The sequence below is a fragment of the Mixta mediterraneensis genome, assembly GCF_014946725.1.
Lineage (GTDB): Bacteria > Pseudomonadota > Gammaproteobacteria > Enterobacterales > Enterobacteriaceae > Pantoea > Pantoea mediterraneensis.
Window position 1 is genome coordinate 222982 of record NZ_JACFXY010000004.1, and the last position, 15394, is coordinate 238375.

At 51.0% G+C, this 15394-nt stretch carries 12 protein-coding genes and 2 pseudogenes; 10 read left to right on the forward strand and 4 right to left on the reverse strand.

Annotation, left to right across the window (positions count from 1 at the left end; genetic code table 11):
* Nucleotides 1-101: 101 nt before the first annotated feature.
* From H2P46_RS09710 to H2P46_RS09725, 4 genes and pseudogenes are all read left to right on the forward strand, one after another.
* Nucleotides 102-1061: an aldo/keto reductase gene (locus H2P46_RS09710; protein WP_193404887.1), complete on the forward strand. Its 960-nt coding sequence runs from the start codon at nucleotides 102-104 to the stop codon at nucleotides 1059-1061.
* A 224-nt stretch (nucleotides 1062-1285) separates the two neighbouring features.
* A pseudogene (locus tag H2P46_RS09715) lies at nucleotides 1286-1567 on the forward strand (porin); the annotation flags it as partial.
* A 55-nt stretch (nucleotides 1568-1622) separates the two neighbouring features.
* Nucleotides 1623-2320, forward strand: a protein-coding gene (locus H2P46_RS09720; protein ID WP_239952247.1) for an IS1 family transposase whose coding sequence is annotated in 2 segments (ribosomal slippage) — nucleotides 1623-1872 and nucleotides 1872-2320 — 699 coding nt in all. Because the reading frame shifts where the segments join, the coding sequence is not laid out codon by codon here.
* An 11-nt stretch (nucleotides 2321-2331) separates the two neighbouring features.
* Nucleotides 2332-3434, forward strand: a pseudogene (locus H2P46_RS09725) (carbohydrate porin); the annotation flags it as partial.
* Between the two features lie 141 nt (nucleotides 3435-3575).
* Here H2P46_RS09725 and yegD read toward each other — a convergent pair.
* Complete coding sequence (gene yegD, locus H2P46_RS09730; RefSeq protein WP_193404888.1) at nucleotides 3576-4928, reverse strand: molecular chaperone; 1353 nt, start codon at nucleotides 4926-4928, stop codon at nucleotides 3576-3578.
* 419 nt (nucleotides 4929-5347) lie between these two features.
* Complete coding sequence (locus H2P46_RS09735; RefSeq protein WP_193404889.1) at nucleotides 5348-5962, reverse strand: phosphatase PAP2 family protein; 615 nt, start codon at nucleotides 5960-5962, stop codon at nucleotides 5348-5350.
* A 284-nt stretch (nucleotides 5963-6246) separates the two neighbouring features.
* On the opposite strand from H2P46_RS09735, the gene udk reads away from it, so the two are divergent.
* The 3 genes from udk to asmA all read left to right on the forward strand — a co-directional run bounded on the left by udk (nucleotide 6247) and on the right by asmA (nucleotide 9387).
* A complete protein-coding gene (gene udk / locus H2P46_RS09740) occupies nucleotides 6247-6888 on the forward strand; it encodes a uridine kinase (protein WP_193404890.1) in 642 nt (213 codons plus the stop codon).
* Between the two features lie 77 nt (nucleotides 6889-6965).
* A complete protein-coding gene (dcd, locus tag H2P46_RS09745) occupies nucleotides 6966-7547 on the forward strand; it encodes a dCTP deaminase (protein WP_193404891.1) in 582 nt (193 codons plus the stop codon).
* Nucleotides 7548-7563: 16 nt separating this feature from the next.
* On the forward strand, nucleotides 7564-9387 hold the full coding sequence (asmA, locus tag H2P46_RS09750) for an outer membrane assembly protein AsmA (RefSeq protein WP_193404892.1): 1824 nt from the start codon (nucleotides 7564-7566) through the stop codon (nucleotides 9385-9387).
* A gap of 12 nt (nucleotides 9388-9399) precedes the next feature.
* On the opposite strand, the gene H2P46_RS09755 is transcribed toward asmA, so the two are convergent.
* Complete coding sequence (locus tag H2P46_RS09755) at nucleotides 9400-10965, reverse strand: TerC family protein (RefSeq protein ID WP_193404893.1); 1566 nt, start codon at nucleotides 10963-10965, stop codon at nucleotides 9400-9402.
* Between the two features lie 114 nt (nucleotides 10966-11079).
* The gene (locus tag H2P46_RS09760; RefSeq protein ID WP_238938981.1) at nucleotides 11080-11322 is read right to left on the reverse strand and encodes a hypothetical protein; all 243 of its coding nucleotides are present in this window, start codon (nucleotides 11320-11322) and stop codon (nucleotides 11080-11082) included.
* On the opposite strand from H2P46_RS09760, the gene H2P46_RS09765 reads away from it, so the two are divergent.
* From H2P46_RS09765 to H2P46_RS09775, 3 genes are all read left to right on the forward strand, one after another.
* Nucleotides 11242-11939, forward strand: a protein-coding gene (locus tag H2P46_RS09765) for an IS1 family transposase (RefSeq protein ID WP_239952247.1) whose coding sequence is annotated in 2 segments (ribosomal slippage) — nucleotides 11242-11491 and nucleotides 11491-11939 — 699 coding nt in all. Because the reading frame shifts where the segments join, the coding sequence is not laid out codon by codon here. The genes H2P46_RS09760 and H2P46_RS09765 overlap by 81 nt on opposite strands.
* A gap of 587 nt (nucleotides 11940-12526) precedes the next feature.
* A complete protein-coding gene (wbaP, locus tag H2P46_RS09770; RefSeq protein ID WP_193404894.1) occupies nucleotides 12527-13960 on the forward strand; it encodes an undecaprenyl-phosphate galactose phosphotransferase WbaP in 1434 nt (477 codons plus the stop codon).
* Nucleotides 13961-14246: 286 nt separating this feature from the next.
* Nucleotides 14247-15386 (forward strand): polysaccharide export protein, encoded by a 1140-nt coding sequence (locus tag H2P46_RS09775; RefSeq protein ID WP_193404895.1) that lies wholly within the window; start codon nucleotides 14247-14249, stop codon nucleotides 15384-15386.
* The last annotated feature ends 8 nt before the right edge of the window (nucleotides 15387-15394 follow it).

A 15394-nucleotide genomic window follows, 5' to 3' on the forward strand; every position in this document is an offset into this window, starting at 1 on the left:
TCATATTCTGACAATATTCCGCCCGGATTATGCATAAACGCGCCAAATCCCTTTGCTATGCTGAGTGAGCGTTCCTCTCGACTCGCTTAAAGGAGAACCCCATGAGTCAAATTGAAACCCGGCAGTTAGGTGACAGTGGCATTGAAGTACCGTTGCTAACGTTTGGCGGCAACGTATTTGGCTGGACCATTGACCAAAGCACCTCGTTTTCTCTGTTGGATGCGCTGGTGGATAAAGGATTGTGGTTTATCGATACGGCTGACGTTTATTCACGTTGGGCGCCCGGCAATAAGGGAGGCGAATCGGAAACGATTATTGGTCACTGGCTGAAAAAAAGCGGCAAACGAGACAGCATCGTACTGGCGACTAAAGTCGGTATGGAAATGTCACCGGAAAAAACCGGGCTAAAACCGCAATATATTCGTCAGGCTGTTGAGGACTCTTTGCGTCGTCTGCAAACGGATTATATCGATATTTATCAAGCCCACCGTGACGATGAAGGCACGCCATTGGCGGAGACGTTAAACGCTTTTGATTTGCTGATTAAAGAAGGCAAAGTGCGCGCGATTGGTGCTTCCAATTACAGTGCCGCCCGCTTGCAGGAAGCCTTGCAAACAAGTGAAAAAGAAGGATTGGCGCGTTATGAAACCCTGCAACCGGAGTACAACCTTTACGATCGGGAAGGCTACGAAGCCGAACTGGAAAAGGTGGTAACGGAACACGGTTTAGGCGTCATCAACTATTACTCGCTCGCCAGCGGTTTCCTTAGCGGCAAATACCGTAGCGCCGCAGATGCCAGCAAAAGCGCACGTGGACAAGGTGTGGTAGAGAAATATCTCAATCCACGCGGGTTAAAAATCCTTGCGTCGCTGGATGAGATCAGTCAGGCGCATCAGGTTTCACCGACGCAGGTTGCGCTGGCCTGGCAAATCGCCCGTCCGGGTATTACCGCACCTATCGTCAGTGCGACTTCGCTGACGCAACTCGATGATTTAGTCGGCGCGACACAGTTGAAGCTGACGCAAGCAGAAATTGAACAACTGGCCAACGCCAGCAGTTAATTTTCAGCAGGGGCAGGGATGCTCCTTTTCATACTTTTCATAAAAAAAGCACAATAAAAAAACATACAACCTCACAAAAGTATTAACAATAAGCGATCCAATTCACAAATGCGTAAAGAAACGGTTTCTTAGGGGATTTTTGCGCACTTTTTTATAAAAATTGAACTTTTCCCGATCCTATTCTCTGCGCTTACTATCCAGCAACTCACATAAGAATAAACATCATGAAAAGCAAAAAAGCAGTGCAACGTTTTCCGCTGCGTCGCGTAGCGACCGGCACCCTGATGTTCGCCATGTTAAGCGGCTCGGCTTTAGCGGCTGACGCGCTTAGCCCTGACTCTGAATGGATGTTCGGTGACTGGGGCGGCTACCGAACGCAGCTACAGGATGACGGCATTAAATTTGATGTTAACTACACCATGGAAAGCGCCGCGAATTTAGGGGGTGGTGCTGACACTAATACCACCATGCGCTACAGCGACCAGTGGACATTTTCCACCAATTTCGGTAATGCTCCCAACTTACTGATTTAGTGTATGATGGTGATTTTGAGGTGCTTGCGTGGCTTCCATTTCCATCAGATGTCCTTCCTGCTCCGCTACTGAAGGCGTGGTGCGTAACGGCAAAAGCACTGCCGGACATCAGCGCTATCTCTGCTCTCATTGCCGTAAAACATGGCAACTACAGTTCACTTACACCGCCTCTCAGCCCGGTACGCACCAGACAATCATTGATATGGCCATGAATGGCGTCGGATGTCGCGCCAGTGCACGCATTATGGGCATTGGCCTCAACACGGTTTTACGTCACTTAAAAAACTCAGGCCGCAGTCGGTAACCTCGCGCATACAACCGGGCAGTGATGTGATTGTCTGCGCTGAAATGGACGAACAGTGGGGCTACGTCGGTGCTAAATCACGTCAGCGCTGGCTGTTTTACGCGTATGACAGGATACGGAGGACGGTTGTGGCACACGTCTTCGGTGAACGCACTCTGGCCACACTGGAGCGTCTTCTGAGCCTGCTGTCGGCCTTTGAGGTCGTGGTATGGATGACGGATGGCTGGCCGCTGTATGAATCACGCCTGAAGGGAAAGCTGCACGTTATCAGCAAGCGTTACACTCAGCGCATTGAGCGACATAACCTGAATCTGAGACAACATCTGGCAAGGCTGGGACGGAAGTCACTGTCGTTCTCAAAATCGGTGGAGCTGCATGACAAGGTCATCGGACATTATCTGAACATAAAACACTATCAGTAAGTTGGAGTCATTACCCCAATTTCGATCTGGAAAAACTGCTGAACTGGCAGGATGCGGAATTCCAGATGACCGTTACCAATCGTGACGGACATAACGTGTCGGATCAGGTTGCTGACAAACGCACCGGGATGTTGTCATCCGTTCAGGAAGTGTATGGACGTGGACAAACCTGGCGTCTGACCCAGTTCTGGTTACGTAAGGGCTTGTTTGATGACGTCGTGGATATTAAAGCTGGCCGCGTCACCGTTGGCGAAGACTTTGATAATTTTGACGGCAACCTCTTCCAGAACCTTGCGCTGGGTAGCGGTCAGGCCGGTAACTGGCGTGGCGATCGGTGGTTTAACTGGCCAGTTTCGCAAATCGGTGGTTTAACTGGCCAGTTTCGCAATGGGGTGGCCGTATCAAGCTGAATTTTACCCCTGAGGTGTTCTTCCAGGTTGGTTTCTATAACCAAAACCAGGCGAACTACAATCGCGGTGACGGCTTCCGTCTTGATACCAGCAATTCCGAAGGGAACATGGTTCCGGCTGAACTGGGCTGGATGCCGCAGTTTGGTCCACAAAAACTGCCGGGTAACTATCGCATCGGCGGTTACTACTCTTCTGCTAACGGGGATGTTTATGGCAGCTGGCGCAACGGCGCGTATCAGGAGCAGGACCACGCTTACGGCGGTTACGTGTTGTTGCAACAACAGTTAACAGCACAGGATGGCGATGTGCATCGTGGTTTAGGCGTGCGCGTTCAGGCGGTAATGAACGACCACAAAACGTCGAAAACGGATAACTATCAGTCCATTGCGTTTACCTGGAAAGGACCGTTTGATGCGCGTCCCGATGATGAGATTGGCATCGGTGCCGCACGTATTCACGTAAACAGCACCTATACCCGCTCGCTGCGTCAGCAGAATGCGGCTAATGGTGAAACCGACTACAATAGCCCAACGTATTTGCCGATTCAGGATGGTTCTGAATACGATTACGAAATCTATTACAACGCTAAAGTGACGAAATGGATGTCGCTGCGTCCGAACCTGCAATATGTCACCGCGCCGGGTGCGGTGAGTGAAGTGAAAGATGCGTTTATTGGCGGCATCAGCGCGAATATCGCCTTTTAATTAAGTTCACAGGGTTAGCGAGAGCGATCCGCCAGCAGTTTATTCGCGATCAAACAGGCTAACCCTATTCGTTCTATGCCGTTACAGCCATAAAAAACGGTCCGTTAAGGACCGTATCACTTTATTCAAACTCATCAGCCATTAAGCAAACATCACTTCCGCCCAGCGCGCTAATCCTGCCGTTACCGAGGCAAAATCATCGCCACCCGCAATAGGCGTATCCGGTAATGCCTGCTGCAACGCTGCACGCAACAGCGGCGAACGTGCGCTGCCTCCGGTCAGATAAATGACATCTGGTTTAATATGGCTGGTCGCCAGCGCCAGATGCACCTGCTCAAGGATCTTTTCCAGCGGCTGATTGATGGCTTCGCGCAACATCTCCACGCTGATGGCTGCCTGTAAAGAAGGGGCAATAAAGTCGAGTGGCGTGTCGGTTTCAACGCGATCCGATAGGGCAATTTTGCTCTCTTCCGCTGCACGTACCAGACGATAACTCAGCTTCTGCTGCCACACCTTTAACAGGCGGGCAACGGTGTCGCTGTTCTCTGCATCGCGAACTAAATCACGCAGCAATTTACCGCAGGCCACGGAGTAAAATTCACTTTGCGCCGGAACGTCATTGATTGCGACAGCGTTCCACCAGGGGAGCGCGGGCAGGGCGATGCCTTTCTGGGTATTACCGCCAAGACCAAGCAATGGCATCAACGTTTTGAACGCCAGCATAATATCAAGATCGTTACCGCCAATACGGCAACCGCTGTGACCTAGCAGGCTTTCACGACGATCGGCCTGATTGCGCCATTGCGGTCCCATTAGCAGCATTGAGCAGTCAGTTGTGCCGCCGCCAATATCAACAACCAGCACGCGCGTCTCTTTTTCCAGCGTTGCTTCAAAATCCAGGCCAGCGGCCACCGGCTCAAACTGAAATTCGACATCACGAAAACCGGCACGCTTAGCCGCACGCAACAGAATCCCTTCTGCCTGCTGGTTAGCGTCCTCGCTACCTAAACCCTGGAAGTTAATCGGGCGGCCAATTACCGCCTGATCAATCGTCTGGCCGAGCTGACTTTCACCTTGCTGACGAATATGCAGCATCATGGCGCAGACCAGATCTTCAAATAACGCAATCTGTTGTGGCTTCAGGCCGCTGGCACCGAGAAATGACTTAGGGGATTTAACGAACCACACGTCTTCAGGATCGACCATATAGTTTTGCAGTGCGGTCAGACCAAACTGCACGCTACCAGGCAGGACTTCAATATCTTCTTCACGGTTATAACGCAGTGCTCGCTGTAATAACGCGGTAGTTTCACTGTCGGGCGTGGCGACTTGATGATGGCGGTAAAGCCATTCGCTGATGGATTCACGCGTGGGCGCACAGAGCATTGAAGGCAGCAGGCGCTGACCATTTTCCAGCGTCAACAGGCGCGGCGCACCTTGTTCGCTTACCGCAATAGAACAGTTGGCCGTGCCGTAATCAAATCCTATAAACATCTTTGCCCCCGAGCCGGAAAAAAGGGGGCGACTTTAGCGTAGCCTGACAGGGCTGGCAAGCGGCTTACTGCGCTGCCCCGGACATCACGCATTAAGGCTGGCTAACGTATGCAAAAGCCCCAGGCCGGACCTGTCAGTCGCACTGTCGCAAGTCGTAACAGGCTAATAAGGCTGAAAATAGCCTGTCCAAAGACAAAAGGCGAGACCGCCTTGCCGCTCACCAGCATCAATACCAGGCAAAAAACGTCAGGAAAATGGGATTCCATGGTAGCAATCCGCAAAATCCGCTGTGAGTTATGGGAGACGAGAGGGTAGGTATAGTCCCAGCAGTGTGCGCCGCTTTGCAGTGGCGATTGTGTTGTCAGAGGCGTTATTCGGCGATGACGTGGCCTTTCAACTACGGAAGGCCATTTTAGTGATTACTGGCGGAAAAGATCGGCGCGGGTAAACGGTTTTTCTAAGCCAGCCAGATCGGCGGAAAAGCGCTCAAGGAATTGTTGAGTGGTGGCAACACGGCCATGGCTTAACAGCAGCACCGGCACCAGTAATGCAGCGCTAATCTGCGGCCAGCTAAAACCTTTTAATGCTGTCCGGCGCTGCGAAATCAGGAAAGCGGTGCTTAAGGTAAAGCCGAGCAGCAAGCCGGTAGCCACTTCGCTTTTTGAGTGCGCATGAATAACCAGGCGCGAAAACCCCACCAACAGCGGAATCATATAGCCCATACCAATGGCGAATCCGCGCCATAAACCGGACCAGCGTCCAGAGATTAACCACAACATTACCGGCCATAAGGTGGCAGACATTGCGCTGTGACCACTGAAGCCCGTGAAGTTAAACCGGGCGCTACCAATACCAAAGCCGAGAAACAGAATTTTAGACAGACTGACAAACAAACCCGCCAAACCAAACGCCACAATCCAATATAACGCGGTGCGGCGATTATCGCTTTTCCACGGCAGAATCAGCGCGATGATCACCGCCGTCGGGATCAACAGCATACTGTCGCCAAAGTAGGTCAAGGTTTTCCAGAGCATACGACTCCTTGTGAATACTGGCGGACACGATGATTCCCGCCATCATGCGGCAAAAAGGGTGTTGCCACGGCCGCTTTGTGCAGATCGAAACTGGCCGCTAGTTTATCCATGAAATGATTAGCTTCCAAAGGGGAAATTCTGAAAAGCCGCTGGCGCCATTTCTCTGGCATCAAAACGCCGAAATCCCTATACTTAGCGCCAACTCACCCTCTCCATTTAGGCCCGCAGGCTGGGCGCGTAATCCGTGTACAGTCGCTGGCTCCAGTTATCAGGTCTTTAAAAGTATGACTGACAAGTCTCATCAGTGCGTGATTGTTGGCATTGCCGGTGCGTCCGCATCCGGTAAAAGTTTAATTGCCAGTACGCTCTATCGTGAAATCCGTGATCAGGTTGGTGACGAGCATATCGGGGTGATCCCTGAAGATGCTTATTACAAAGATCAAAGTCACCTCACCATGGAAGAGAGGGTTAAAACCAATTATGACCATCCCAGCGCGATGGATCATGATTTGTTACTGCAACATTTGCGTGCGGTTAAAGCCGGCCAGGATATTCATCTGCCGGTTTACAGCTATGTTGAACACACGCGCACTCAGGAATCTATTCATCTCAAACCGAAAAAAGTTATTATTCTGGAAGGTATTCTGTTACTGACCGACTCGCGCCTGCGCCAGGAACTTAACTTCTCCATTTTTGTCGATACACCACTCGATATTTGTTTAATGCGGCGCATGAAGCGTGACGTTAATGAGCGTGGTCGTTCGATGGATTCGGTCATGAGTCAGTATCAAAAAACGGTGCGTCCGATGTTCCTGCAATTCATCGAACCCTCTAAGCAGTATGCCGATATTATTGTGCCGCGTGGTGGAAAAAACCGCATCGCTATTGATATTCTCAAAGCCAAAATCAATCAGTTTTTTGAATAATCTGCGTCTGACAGGACGTGACGCGAACGGTACGTCATGCTGACCGTTCGCTACACTTAATTCATGGAGTTACGTCAATGAGATTATGCGACCGCGATATTGAAGCCTGGCTGGATACCGGCAAGCTGGCGATTACGCCGCGCCCGCCGATGGAACGCATTAATGGGGCCACGGTCGATGTGCGCCTGGGCAATCAGTTCCGTACTTTCAGTGGCCACACGGCGGCATTTATTGACCTGAGCGGACCGAAACATGAAGTCAGCGCCGCGCTGGATCGCGTCATGAGCGATGAAATTGTCCTGCCGGAAGGCGAAGCCTTCTTTTTGCATCCGGGCGAGCTAGCGCTGGCGGTGACGCTGGAATCGGTGACGCTGCCTGACGATTTAGTCGGCTGGCTGGATGGCCGATCTTCACTGGCCCGCCTGGGTTTGATGGTACACGTCACCGCGCACCGTATCGATCCCGGCTGGCAGGGTCGCATTGTGCTCGAATTTTACAACTCCGGTAAATTACCGCTGGCGCTGCGTCCTGGCATGTTGATTGGCGCGCTGAGCTTTGAGCCGCTCTCTGGCCCAGCCGCGCGCCCTTATAACCGTCGTGAAGATGCGAAGTATCGCGGACAGCAGGGTGCCGACGCCAGCCGTATCGACAAAGACTGAATTTACTGAGGACGTCATGAGAAGAGTGATACCCACGCTGGCCATCCTGTTAGTGGTGGTCGTAGCGGGAATGACCGCATTAGTATTACTGGTGAATCCCAACGACTTCCGTGCCTATATGGTGCAACAGGTTGAACAACGTAGTGGGTATCGGCTCGACCTGCATGGCGATTTGCGTTGGCACGTTTGGCCGCAGATGAGCATTCTTTCAGGCCGCATGAGCTTAACCGCGCCGGGTGCTGCACAGCCTGTGGTCTCAGCGGAAAACATGCGGCTTGATGTTAATCTGTGGCCCTTGCTATCGCATCAGTTAAGTGTCAGCCAGGTCATGCTGAAAAACGCTGTGGTGCGCGTCACGCCAGACAGCGCAGAAAAAAGGCCGCAGAATGTGCCGCAGGGGCCGCGTAATGCAGAGCCGCCATCTCCTTCTGACGGCTGGTCATTTAATATCGGCCAGCTTAAAGTCGCCGACAGTTTAGTCATCTGGCAACAAGCGGGTGGCGACGAATATAACTTCCGCGACTTCAATCTCAATCTTGAACAGGACGATCATAAACAAGCCACGATCACCTTAAGTACCAACCTGACGCGCAATCAACGCAACGCGACGGTGAAGGTAAAAGGTGCGCTGGATGCATCGCAGTACCCGCATCGCCTGAGCGGGCAGATTGATCAGCTTGATTACACGCTGGCGGGTGCCGATATTCAGCCGCAGGGTATTAAAGGCTCGCTGAGTTTTCAGGGAAGCTGGAACGGCGATAAACAGCAGTTTGCCGTTACTGGCCTGCAACTGACTGCCAATGACAGTTCGCTGTCCGGTGAGGCGGAAGGCAGTCTGGCAGAGCCGCCGCGCTTAGCGCTCAATCTTCATGCCACTTCGCTAAACCTTGATAACTTAATGGCGAACGCAGCAAAGCGTATTGGTGAAGGTGAGCAACACGCGACCGTTGCCCGCGCGCCGGTAATTGCCGAGGCGCGAGAGCAAAGTAACGCCGATTCGCCGCTTAAGACGCTCGATCTGGCTTTAAAACTGCGTGCCGACAGCGCGGAGTGGCGCGGGTTAACCCTCAATAATTTACAGCTTGATGCCAGTAATCAGCAGGGCCTGATGCAGCTGAACACGCTGAAAGGCGCGCTCGGCGCAGGCAGTTTTTCTGTTCCGGGTACGGTTGATATTCGACAACCTGAAACACGGGTAACTTTGCAGCCAGAATTGCAGCAGGTAGCGATTCAACCGCTCCTTAATGCGCTGGGGCTGCCAGAATCGTTACAGGGCACGGTGAGCTTATCTGGACAACTGTCAGGTGAAAATCTGTCCGTTGAGGCGGCGAAAAAAGACTGGCAGGGCAGGGCAGCCATTAGCGCCGAGAATCTCAGGCTGGCGCAGATTAATCTGCAACAAATGGTGCGCCGCGCCGTCGCGCGGGTCAGTAACCGCGTCAGCAGCGAAGAAGATGATGAACAAGGTATTAAGCAGATCGCAGGGCAGGTAGCGCTGAATCACGGCGAGCTGACGTTCGACGACCTGAACGGCCACGGCACACATCTGGCGCTACAAGGTAAAGGCAAGGTGGACCTGCAGCAGCAGCAGCTGGATGTCACCCTTGGTTTGAAACTCAGCGGCTGGAGCGGTGACGATAAGCTGGTTGCCGCGCTGACCGATCAGGCTATTCCGTTGCGCATGTTTGGCAACTGGAATAACGTACAATATACATTACCTGTCGATGAGGTCCTGCGTAACCGACTGCAAAATGAAGCCAAATCACGCTTGAATGAGTGGATTGATCGTCAGCAGGAAATGGACAGTCGCCGTGACATGAAAACGTTGCTGCGCCCGTAACGGGCGCAGGTTTCACGCTTCATGACTGGCCTGTTCAGTTATTTCAACTTTTTGCACCCGATGGTTTTCAACCTGTAGGGTGCGTAACAGATAACGGCCAACCTGGAGTTCCTCCCCTTCCTGCGGAATATGTTGCAGGCTGTCCATTAATAGCCCCGCCAGCGTATGATAATTGCGCTTCTCATCCAGCGGCAATTTCACATACATCGCCAGATCCTCCAGCGGCATATGCCCGTTAGCAATCCAGCCGCCAGCGCCGTTAGGTTGAATATCATAACGCGCATCAATTTCAGCCGCTTCATTCGGTAAATTTCCGGCGATAGTTTCCATCACATCGCTTAATGTCATTACGCCCTCCACAGAGCCAAATTCATCAACGACAAAAGCGAAATGCGTATGGGCCTTGCGAAACTGCTCAAGCGCCAGCAGCAAGGTTAAGCGTTCTGGAAAAATCAGCGGTTGACGGATCAGGGCGCGTAAATCAAGGGAATCCTGATGTAAGGATTGATGCAGTAAATCGATAACGTGCACCACACCCAGTGGCTCGTTGGTTTTATCGGTAACCAGCAAGCGGGTGTGCTGATTACGGTCGAGGCGAGCCATGATTTCAGCCGGGTCGTCGCTAAGATCGATATGTTCAACGTCATGACGTGAGGTCATAACGCTATTCACATGGCGCTGCCCTAAGCCCAGTACATGTGCAATCATCACGCGTTCCTGGCGATTAAACAGGACATTTGACTCGCTGTCGGCGATCAATGAAGATGTTTTGGCATCCAGTTCGGCACGTTCAGCTTCGCCGCGTAATAAACGCAGCACCGCCTCGGCGGTACGCTGGCGTAAAGGACGACCCGCGGAAAGTACGCGACGACGATTAAACTGTGCCAGCTGATTCAGCGCCTCGATCACCACCGAGAAGCCAATCGCGGCATACAGATACCCTTTAGGGATGACAAAGCCAAACCCTTCCGCCACCAGACTGAAGCCGATCATCAGCAGAAAGCTCAGGCAAAGAATGACAATAGTGGGATGACTGTTGACGAAACGGGTCAGCGGCTTGCTGGCGAGTAACATTAACAAGATGGCGATAGTTACTGCGGTCATCATAACCGGCAGGTCATTAACCATGCCGACAGCAGTAATCACTGCATCCAGCGAGAAAATAGCATCCAGCACCACGATTTGAGCGACCACGGGCCAGAATTTAGCACCGCTTTTTTGTTGACCCTGATCGTCATCGCTACCTTCAAGGCGCGCATTCAGCTCTGTCGTAGCCTTAAATAACAGAAAAATCCCTCCCACCAGCAGAATCAGATCCCGTGCGCTAAAGGGGTGATGCCACAGCGTCAGCAGCGGCTGGGTCAGCGTAACCAGCCACGAAAGCGAGGCAAGCAGCAACAGGCGACAAACTAACGCAAGCAATAATCCAATAACGCGTGCGCGGTCCCGAAGCGTTTCGGGAAGTTTTTCGACCAGGATAGCGATGAATACTAAATTATCAATCCCCAGCACCAACTCAAGAACGATAAGCGTGACTAATCCTGCCCAAATCGAGGGATCACTAATGACCTCCAACATGCTTTATTCACCTGAATGTTTATAAATGCGTTTAATCTGATGATAGTGGAGGGCAAAGCAGGCGACAAATAGCGCCTCGCCAGATGATTACATCCTGTACGTAAGATTGCTCTGTTATTGAACAACATCGGAAAAATCATATTGTATTAAAAACGTAAGCAAGTCGCGCTGCATAGCAGGAGAAATAATTGACATAAGAAGAGTAATGACATGCAATTCTGGGTAATGCTCCCAACTTACTGATTTAGTGTATGATGGTGATTTTGAGGTGCTTGCGTGGCTTCCATTTCCATCAGATGTCCTTCCTGCTCCGCTACTGAAGGCGTGGTGCGTAACGGCAAAAGCACTGCCGGACATCAGCGCTATCTCTGCTCTCATTGCCGTAAAACATGGCAACTACAGTTCACTTACACCGCCTCTCAGCCCGGTACGCACCAGACAATCATTGATATGGCCATGAATGGCGTCGGATGTCGCGCCAGTGCACGCATTATGGGCATTGGCCTCAACACGGTTTTACGTCACTTAAAAAACTCAGGCCGCAGTCGGTAACCTCGCGCATACAACCGGGCAGTGATGTGATTGTCTGCGCTGAAATGGACGAACAGTGGGGCTACGTCGGTGCTAAATCACGTCAGCGCTGGCTGTTTTACGCGTATGACAGGATACGGAGGACGGTTGTGGCACACGTCTTCGGTGAACGCACTCTGGCCACACTGGAGCGTCTTCTGAGCCTGCTGTCGGCCTTTGAGGTCGTGGTATGGATGACGGATGGCTGGCCGCTGTATGAATCACGCCTGAAGGGAAAGCTGCACGTTATCAGCAAGCGTTACACTCAGCGCATTGAGCGACATAACCTGAATCTGAGACAACATCTGGCAAGGCTGGGACGGAAGTCACTGTCGTTCTCAAAATCGGTGGAGCTGCATGACAAGGTCATCGGACATTATCTGAACATAAAACACTATCAGTAAGTTGGAGTCATTACCCAATTCTAATGCAATTTCCTGAGTTGATGAGTATGGAATAAATCTGAAATTTAAAGATAGCGTACCCGTCATGACTGGCATCAATACTAATTACTGGTAGTCTTTTTCCTAAAATAGTGCAGGGAAGGCAGGGCCTACTTGTAAACAAGCCAGTAATAACTAGTATAGCAACGAGTTAGTAAATGTCTGCGCTAAAGTCGTTATTCGTACAGTGAAACAGCATTGAAAGTTATGAATTGTGATCACGCCCGATAAAGTGGCAATTTGCATGTCATTTATCGGACAACCGGCAAGGAAATATGACGAATAACGGTATTGGCAGCGACAGCCAAGGGCGGTAGCGTGCCTGAATCGCTTTTTTGCTTATTAAACGCACGGTGATTATCTGAGCAAAAGTCAGAGTAATCTGTTGGTATTTATCACGATTTTTTTGGTTTTATTGATAAGGGCATTGGCGTAAACGCCGCAGGAGCTCCCCTCAGCAACGGTTCAGCCTGGAAATTCATTGCCGCTCATTTAATACACAGGCTTGGGGCGTTACGGGTTAAAGGAAATAAAATAAAGAGTTAAATATGCGCGATACAGAATTTACGTTTAAAAGTCTTATCACCAAATTATTGTTAGCTTGCTCAGATTTAATTTGTTTCAACGCAGCCTTATTTATTGCGCTGGCGCTCATTAATATGATGTCTGAATCGCCACTGGCAGATATATCTGAAAAAGAAATCAATTTAAAAATAGTTACGCATATTTGTTTGTCAATTATTTGCGTAGGGTGGTTCTGGGTAAGATTGCGTCACTATACTTACCGCAAGCCGTTCTGGTTCGAATTAAAAGAAATATTTCGTACTATTCTGATATTCTCCATCATCGATCTTTCGATTACAGCTTTATCACAATGGCAAATGTCGCGCTTCGTCTGGTTATTAACCTGGGTTCTGGCAATTATCTTAATTCCGAGCTGCCGCGCACTTTCCAGGCGTCTGTTAAATCAATACGGCTTGTGGAAAAAACAAACCATTATTATCGGCAGCAGTAAAAATGCCCATGAAGCCTGGCAGGCGCTGCAGAGTGAAGAGGGAATGGGTTTTGACGTTATCGCTTTTTACGATGTAGATGGCAGCTGTTCGCAAAGTAGCCTTTCCGGTGTGCCGGTGCTGCGTGACGAACAAGAGTTGTGGAGGCTGACCAATAGCGAAACGCAGTTTATCGTGGCGGTAGAATTCGAACAAAGCCAGTATCGTGACATGTGGCTGAAATCACTGTCGATGCACAACTGCCGCTCCGTGTCTGTTATCCCAACCCTGCGTGGCGTACCACTTTATGGCACCGATATGGCGTATATCTTCAGCCATGAAGTGATGATCCTCCGCGTCCAGAATAACCTGGCAAAACGGACGTCACGTTTTCTGAAACGCGCTTTCGATATTGTCGGCGCGCTCTCCATTATAGTGCTGCTTATGCCTGCGCTGCTGGTGCTTGGCTTCCTGGTTGGACGCGACGGTGGCCCGCCGATTTACGGTCACGAGCGTGTCGGCTTAAACGGACGTAAGTTTAAGTGCCTTAAGTTCCGCTCAATGGTCATCAATTCTAAAGAAGTGCTGGAAGAGGTGCTGCGCACCGATCCGGTCGCGCGTGCGGAATGGGATAAAGACTTCAAACTGAAGAACGATCCTCGTATTACGAAAGTCGGCCATTTCATCCGTAAAACCAGTCTCGACGAACTTCCGCAGCTGTGGAATGTGGTGCGCGGCGACATGAGTCTGGTTGGCCCGCGGCCCGTAATTGAAGATGAACTCTGCCGTTATGCCGGTAATGTCGATTACTACCTGATGGCAAAACCAGGCATGACGGGATTGTGGCAGGTCAGCGGTCGTAATGACGTTGATTATGAAACACGTGTCTACTTCGACTCGTGGTATGTTAAAAACTGGTCTCTGTGGAATGATATTGCCATTCTGTTTAAAACAGTGGGGGTTGTACTGAAACGGGATGGTGCGTATTGATCATGGGGCGAGCAGGGGAGCGTAATGCGGACGCTCTCTTATTAAGGGCCGTTGTTAGGCGTGTCATTAGCAGCCCTGTTCAGGGACGCATTAAGTCGTCATTTATAAATGGTAATAATGTACGTTGACTTATTTCGCCTTGCTGACCGGCAGCTACATAAAAGACAGGAGCAAAGGATAATGAACGACAGGTTCAGTGCTTAATCAGGTAATTTTACTTTTTGTTGGACGCTTACACAGCGGCGTATTCGCCTCTATCAATCAATAACTGATAGCGAAGATCTAAATGATTACAATCAAAATGAAATTGATACCTTTATTGGTATCCGCCACTTTTCTCACTGGGTGTACGATCGAACCGGGTCAACGCCTTTCCACATCGGGAAAAGATGTCATTGAGCAACAGGATAGCAACTTTGACATCGACAAATACGTTAACGTCTTTCCCTTAACGCCACGTCTGGTTGAGCAGATGCGTCCTAAGCCGCTGGTTGCCCAGGCCAACCCGGCATTACAAAACGAAATTCAAAACTATGAGTATCGCATTGGTATCGGCGACGTTCTGACGGTAACGGTTTGGGATCACCCTGAGTTAACCACTCCCGCAGGTCAATACCGCAGCGCCAGCGATACCGGTAACTGGGTACATTCCGACGGGACCATTTTTTATCCTTACATTGGTCGGGTTCGCGTAGCGGGCCGCACCGTGGGTGATGTACGTAATGAAGTTGCGCGTCGCCTGGCTCAGTATATTGAAAGCCCACAGGTTGACGTCAGTATCGCCTCCTTCAAATCGCAGAAAACCTACGTGACCGGCTCTGTTACCACCTCTGGTCAACAGCCGATCACGAACGTGCCATTGACCATTCTGGATGCGATTAATGCCGCCGGCGGCCTGACCGCAGATGCCGACTGGCGCAATGTGGTGCTCACCCATAATGGCCACGAACAGCGTGTCTCCTTGCAGGCGCTGATGCAAAACGGCGATCTGAGCCAAAACCATCTGCTTTATCCCGGCGACATTCTGTATGTGCCGCGTAATGACGAGCTGAAGGTGTTCGTGATGGGTGAAGTGAAACAGCAAACCACGCTGAAGATGGATCGCAGCGGCATGACGCTGGCAGAAGCGTTAGGCAATGCACAAGGCATGGATCAAACCAGCTCAGACGCTACCGGCGTGTTTGTTATCCGTCCGATCCGCGGCACCGATCGTACCAAGATCGCCAACATCTATCAGTTGAATACCAAGGATGCGGCATCCATGGTGATGGGCACCGAATTCCAACTGGAACCTTATGACATCGTTTATGTCACCTCCACGCCGCTCACGCGCTGGAACCGCGTAATTTCGCAACTGTTGCCAACCATCGCGGGTATCAACGATGCGAGCGAGGCCGCACTGCGTGTCCGCAATTGGTCTAACTAGGTTCAACC

What these genes read in the sequence shown, in the direction of transcription:
- H2P46_RS09710 (WP_193404887.1), top strand. Translation starts at nt 102, where the DNA reads ATGAGTCAAATTGAAACCCGGCAGTTAGGTGACAGTGGCATTGAAGTA.
- H2P46_RS09775 (WP_193404895.1), top strand. Translation starts at nt 14,247, where the DNA reads ATGATTACAATCAAAATGAAATTGATACCTTTATTGGTATCCGCCACT.
- H2P46_RS09755 (WP_193404893.1), bottom strand. Translation starts at nt 10,965, where the DNA reads ATGTTGGAGGTCATTAGTGATCCCTCGATTTGGGCAGGATTAGTCACG.
- yegD (WP_193404888.1), bottom strand. Translation starts at nt 4,928, where the DNA reads ATGTTTATAGGATTTGATTACGGCACGGCCAACTGTTCTATTGCGGTA.
- dcd (WP_193404891.1), top strand. Translation starts at nt 6,966, where the DNA reads ATGAGATTATGCGACCGCGATATTGAAGCCTGGCTGGATACCGGCAAG.
- H2P46_RS09735 (WP_193404889.1), bottom strand. Translation starts at nt 5,962, where the DNA reads ATGCTCTGGAAAACCTTGACCTACTTTGGCGACAGTATGCTGTTGATC.
- H2P46_RS09760 (WP_238938981.1), bottom strand. Translation starts at nt 11,322, where the DNA reads ATGTCCGGCAGTGCTTTTGCCGTTACGCACCACGCCTTCAGTAGCGGA.
- udk (WP_193404890.1), top strand. Translation starts at nt 6,247, where the DNA reads ATGACTGACAAGTCTCATCAGTGCGTGATTGTTGGCATTGCCGGTGCG.
- wbaP (WP_193404894.1), top strand. Translation starts at nt 12,527, where the DNA reads ATGCGCGATACAGAATTTACGTTTAAAAGTCTTATCACCAAATTATTG.
- asmA (WP_193404892.1), top strand. Translation starts at nt 7,564, where the DNA reads ATGAGAAGAGTGATACCCACGCTGGCCATCCTGTTAGTGGTGGTCGTA.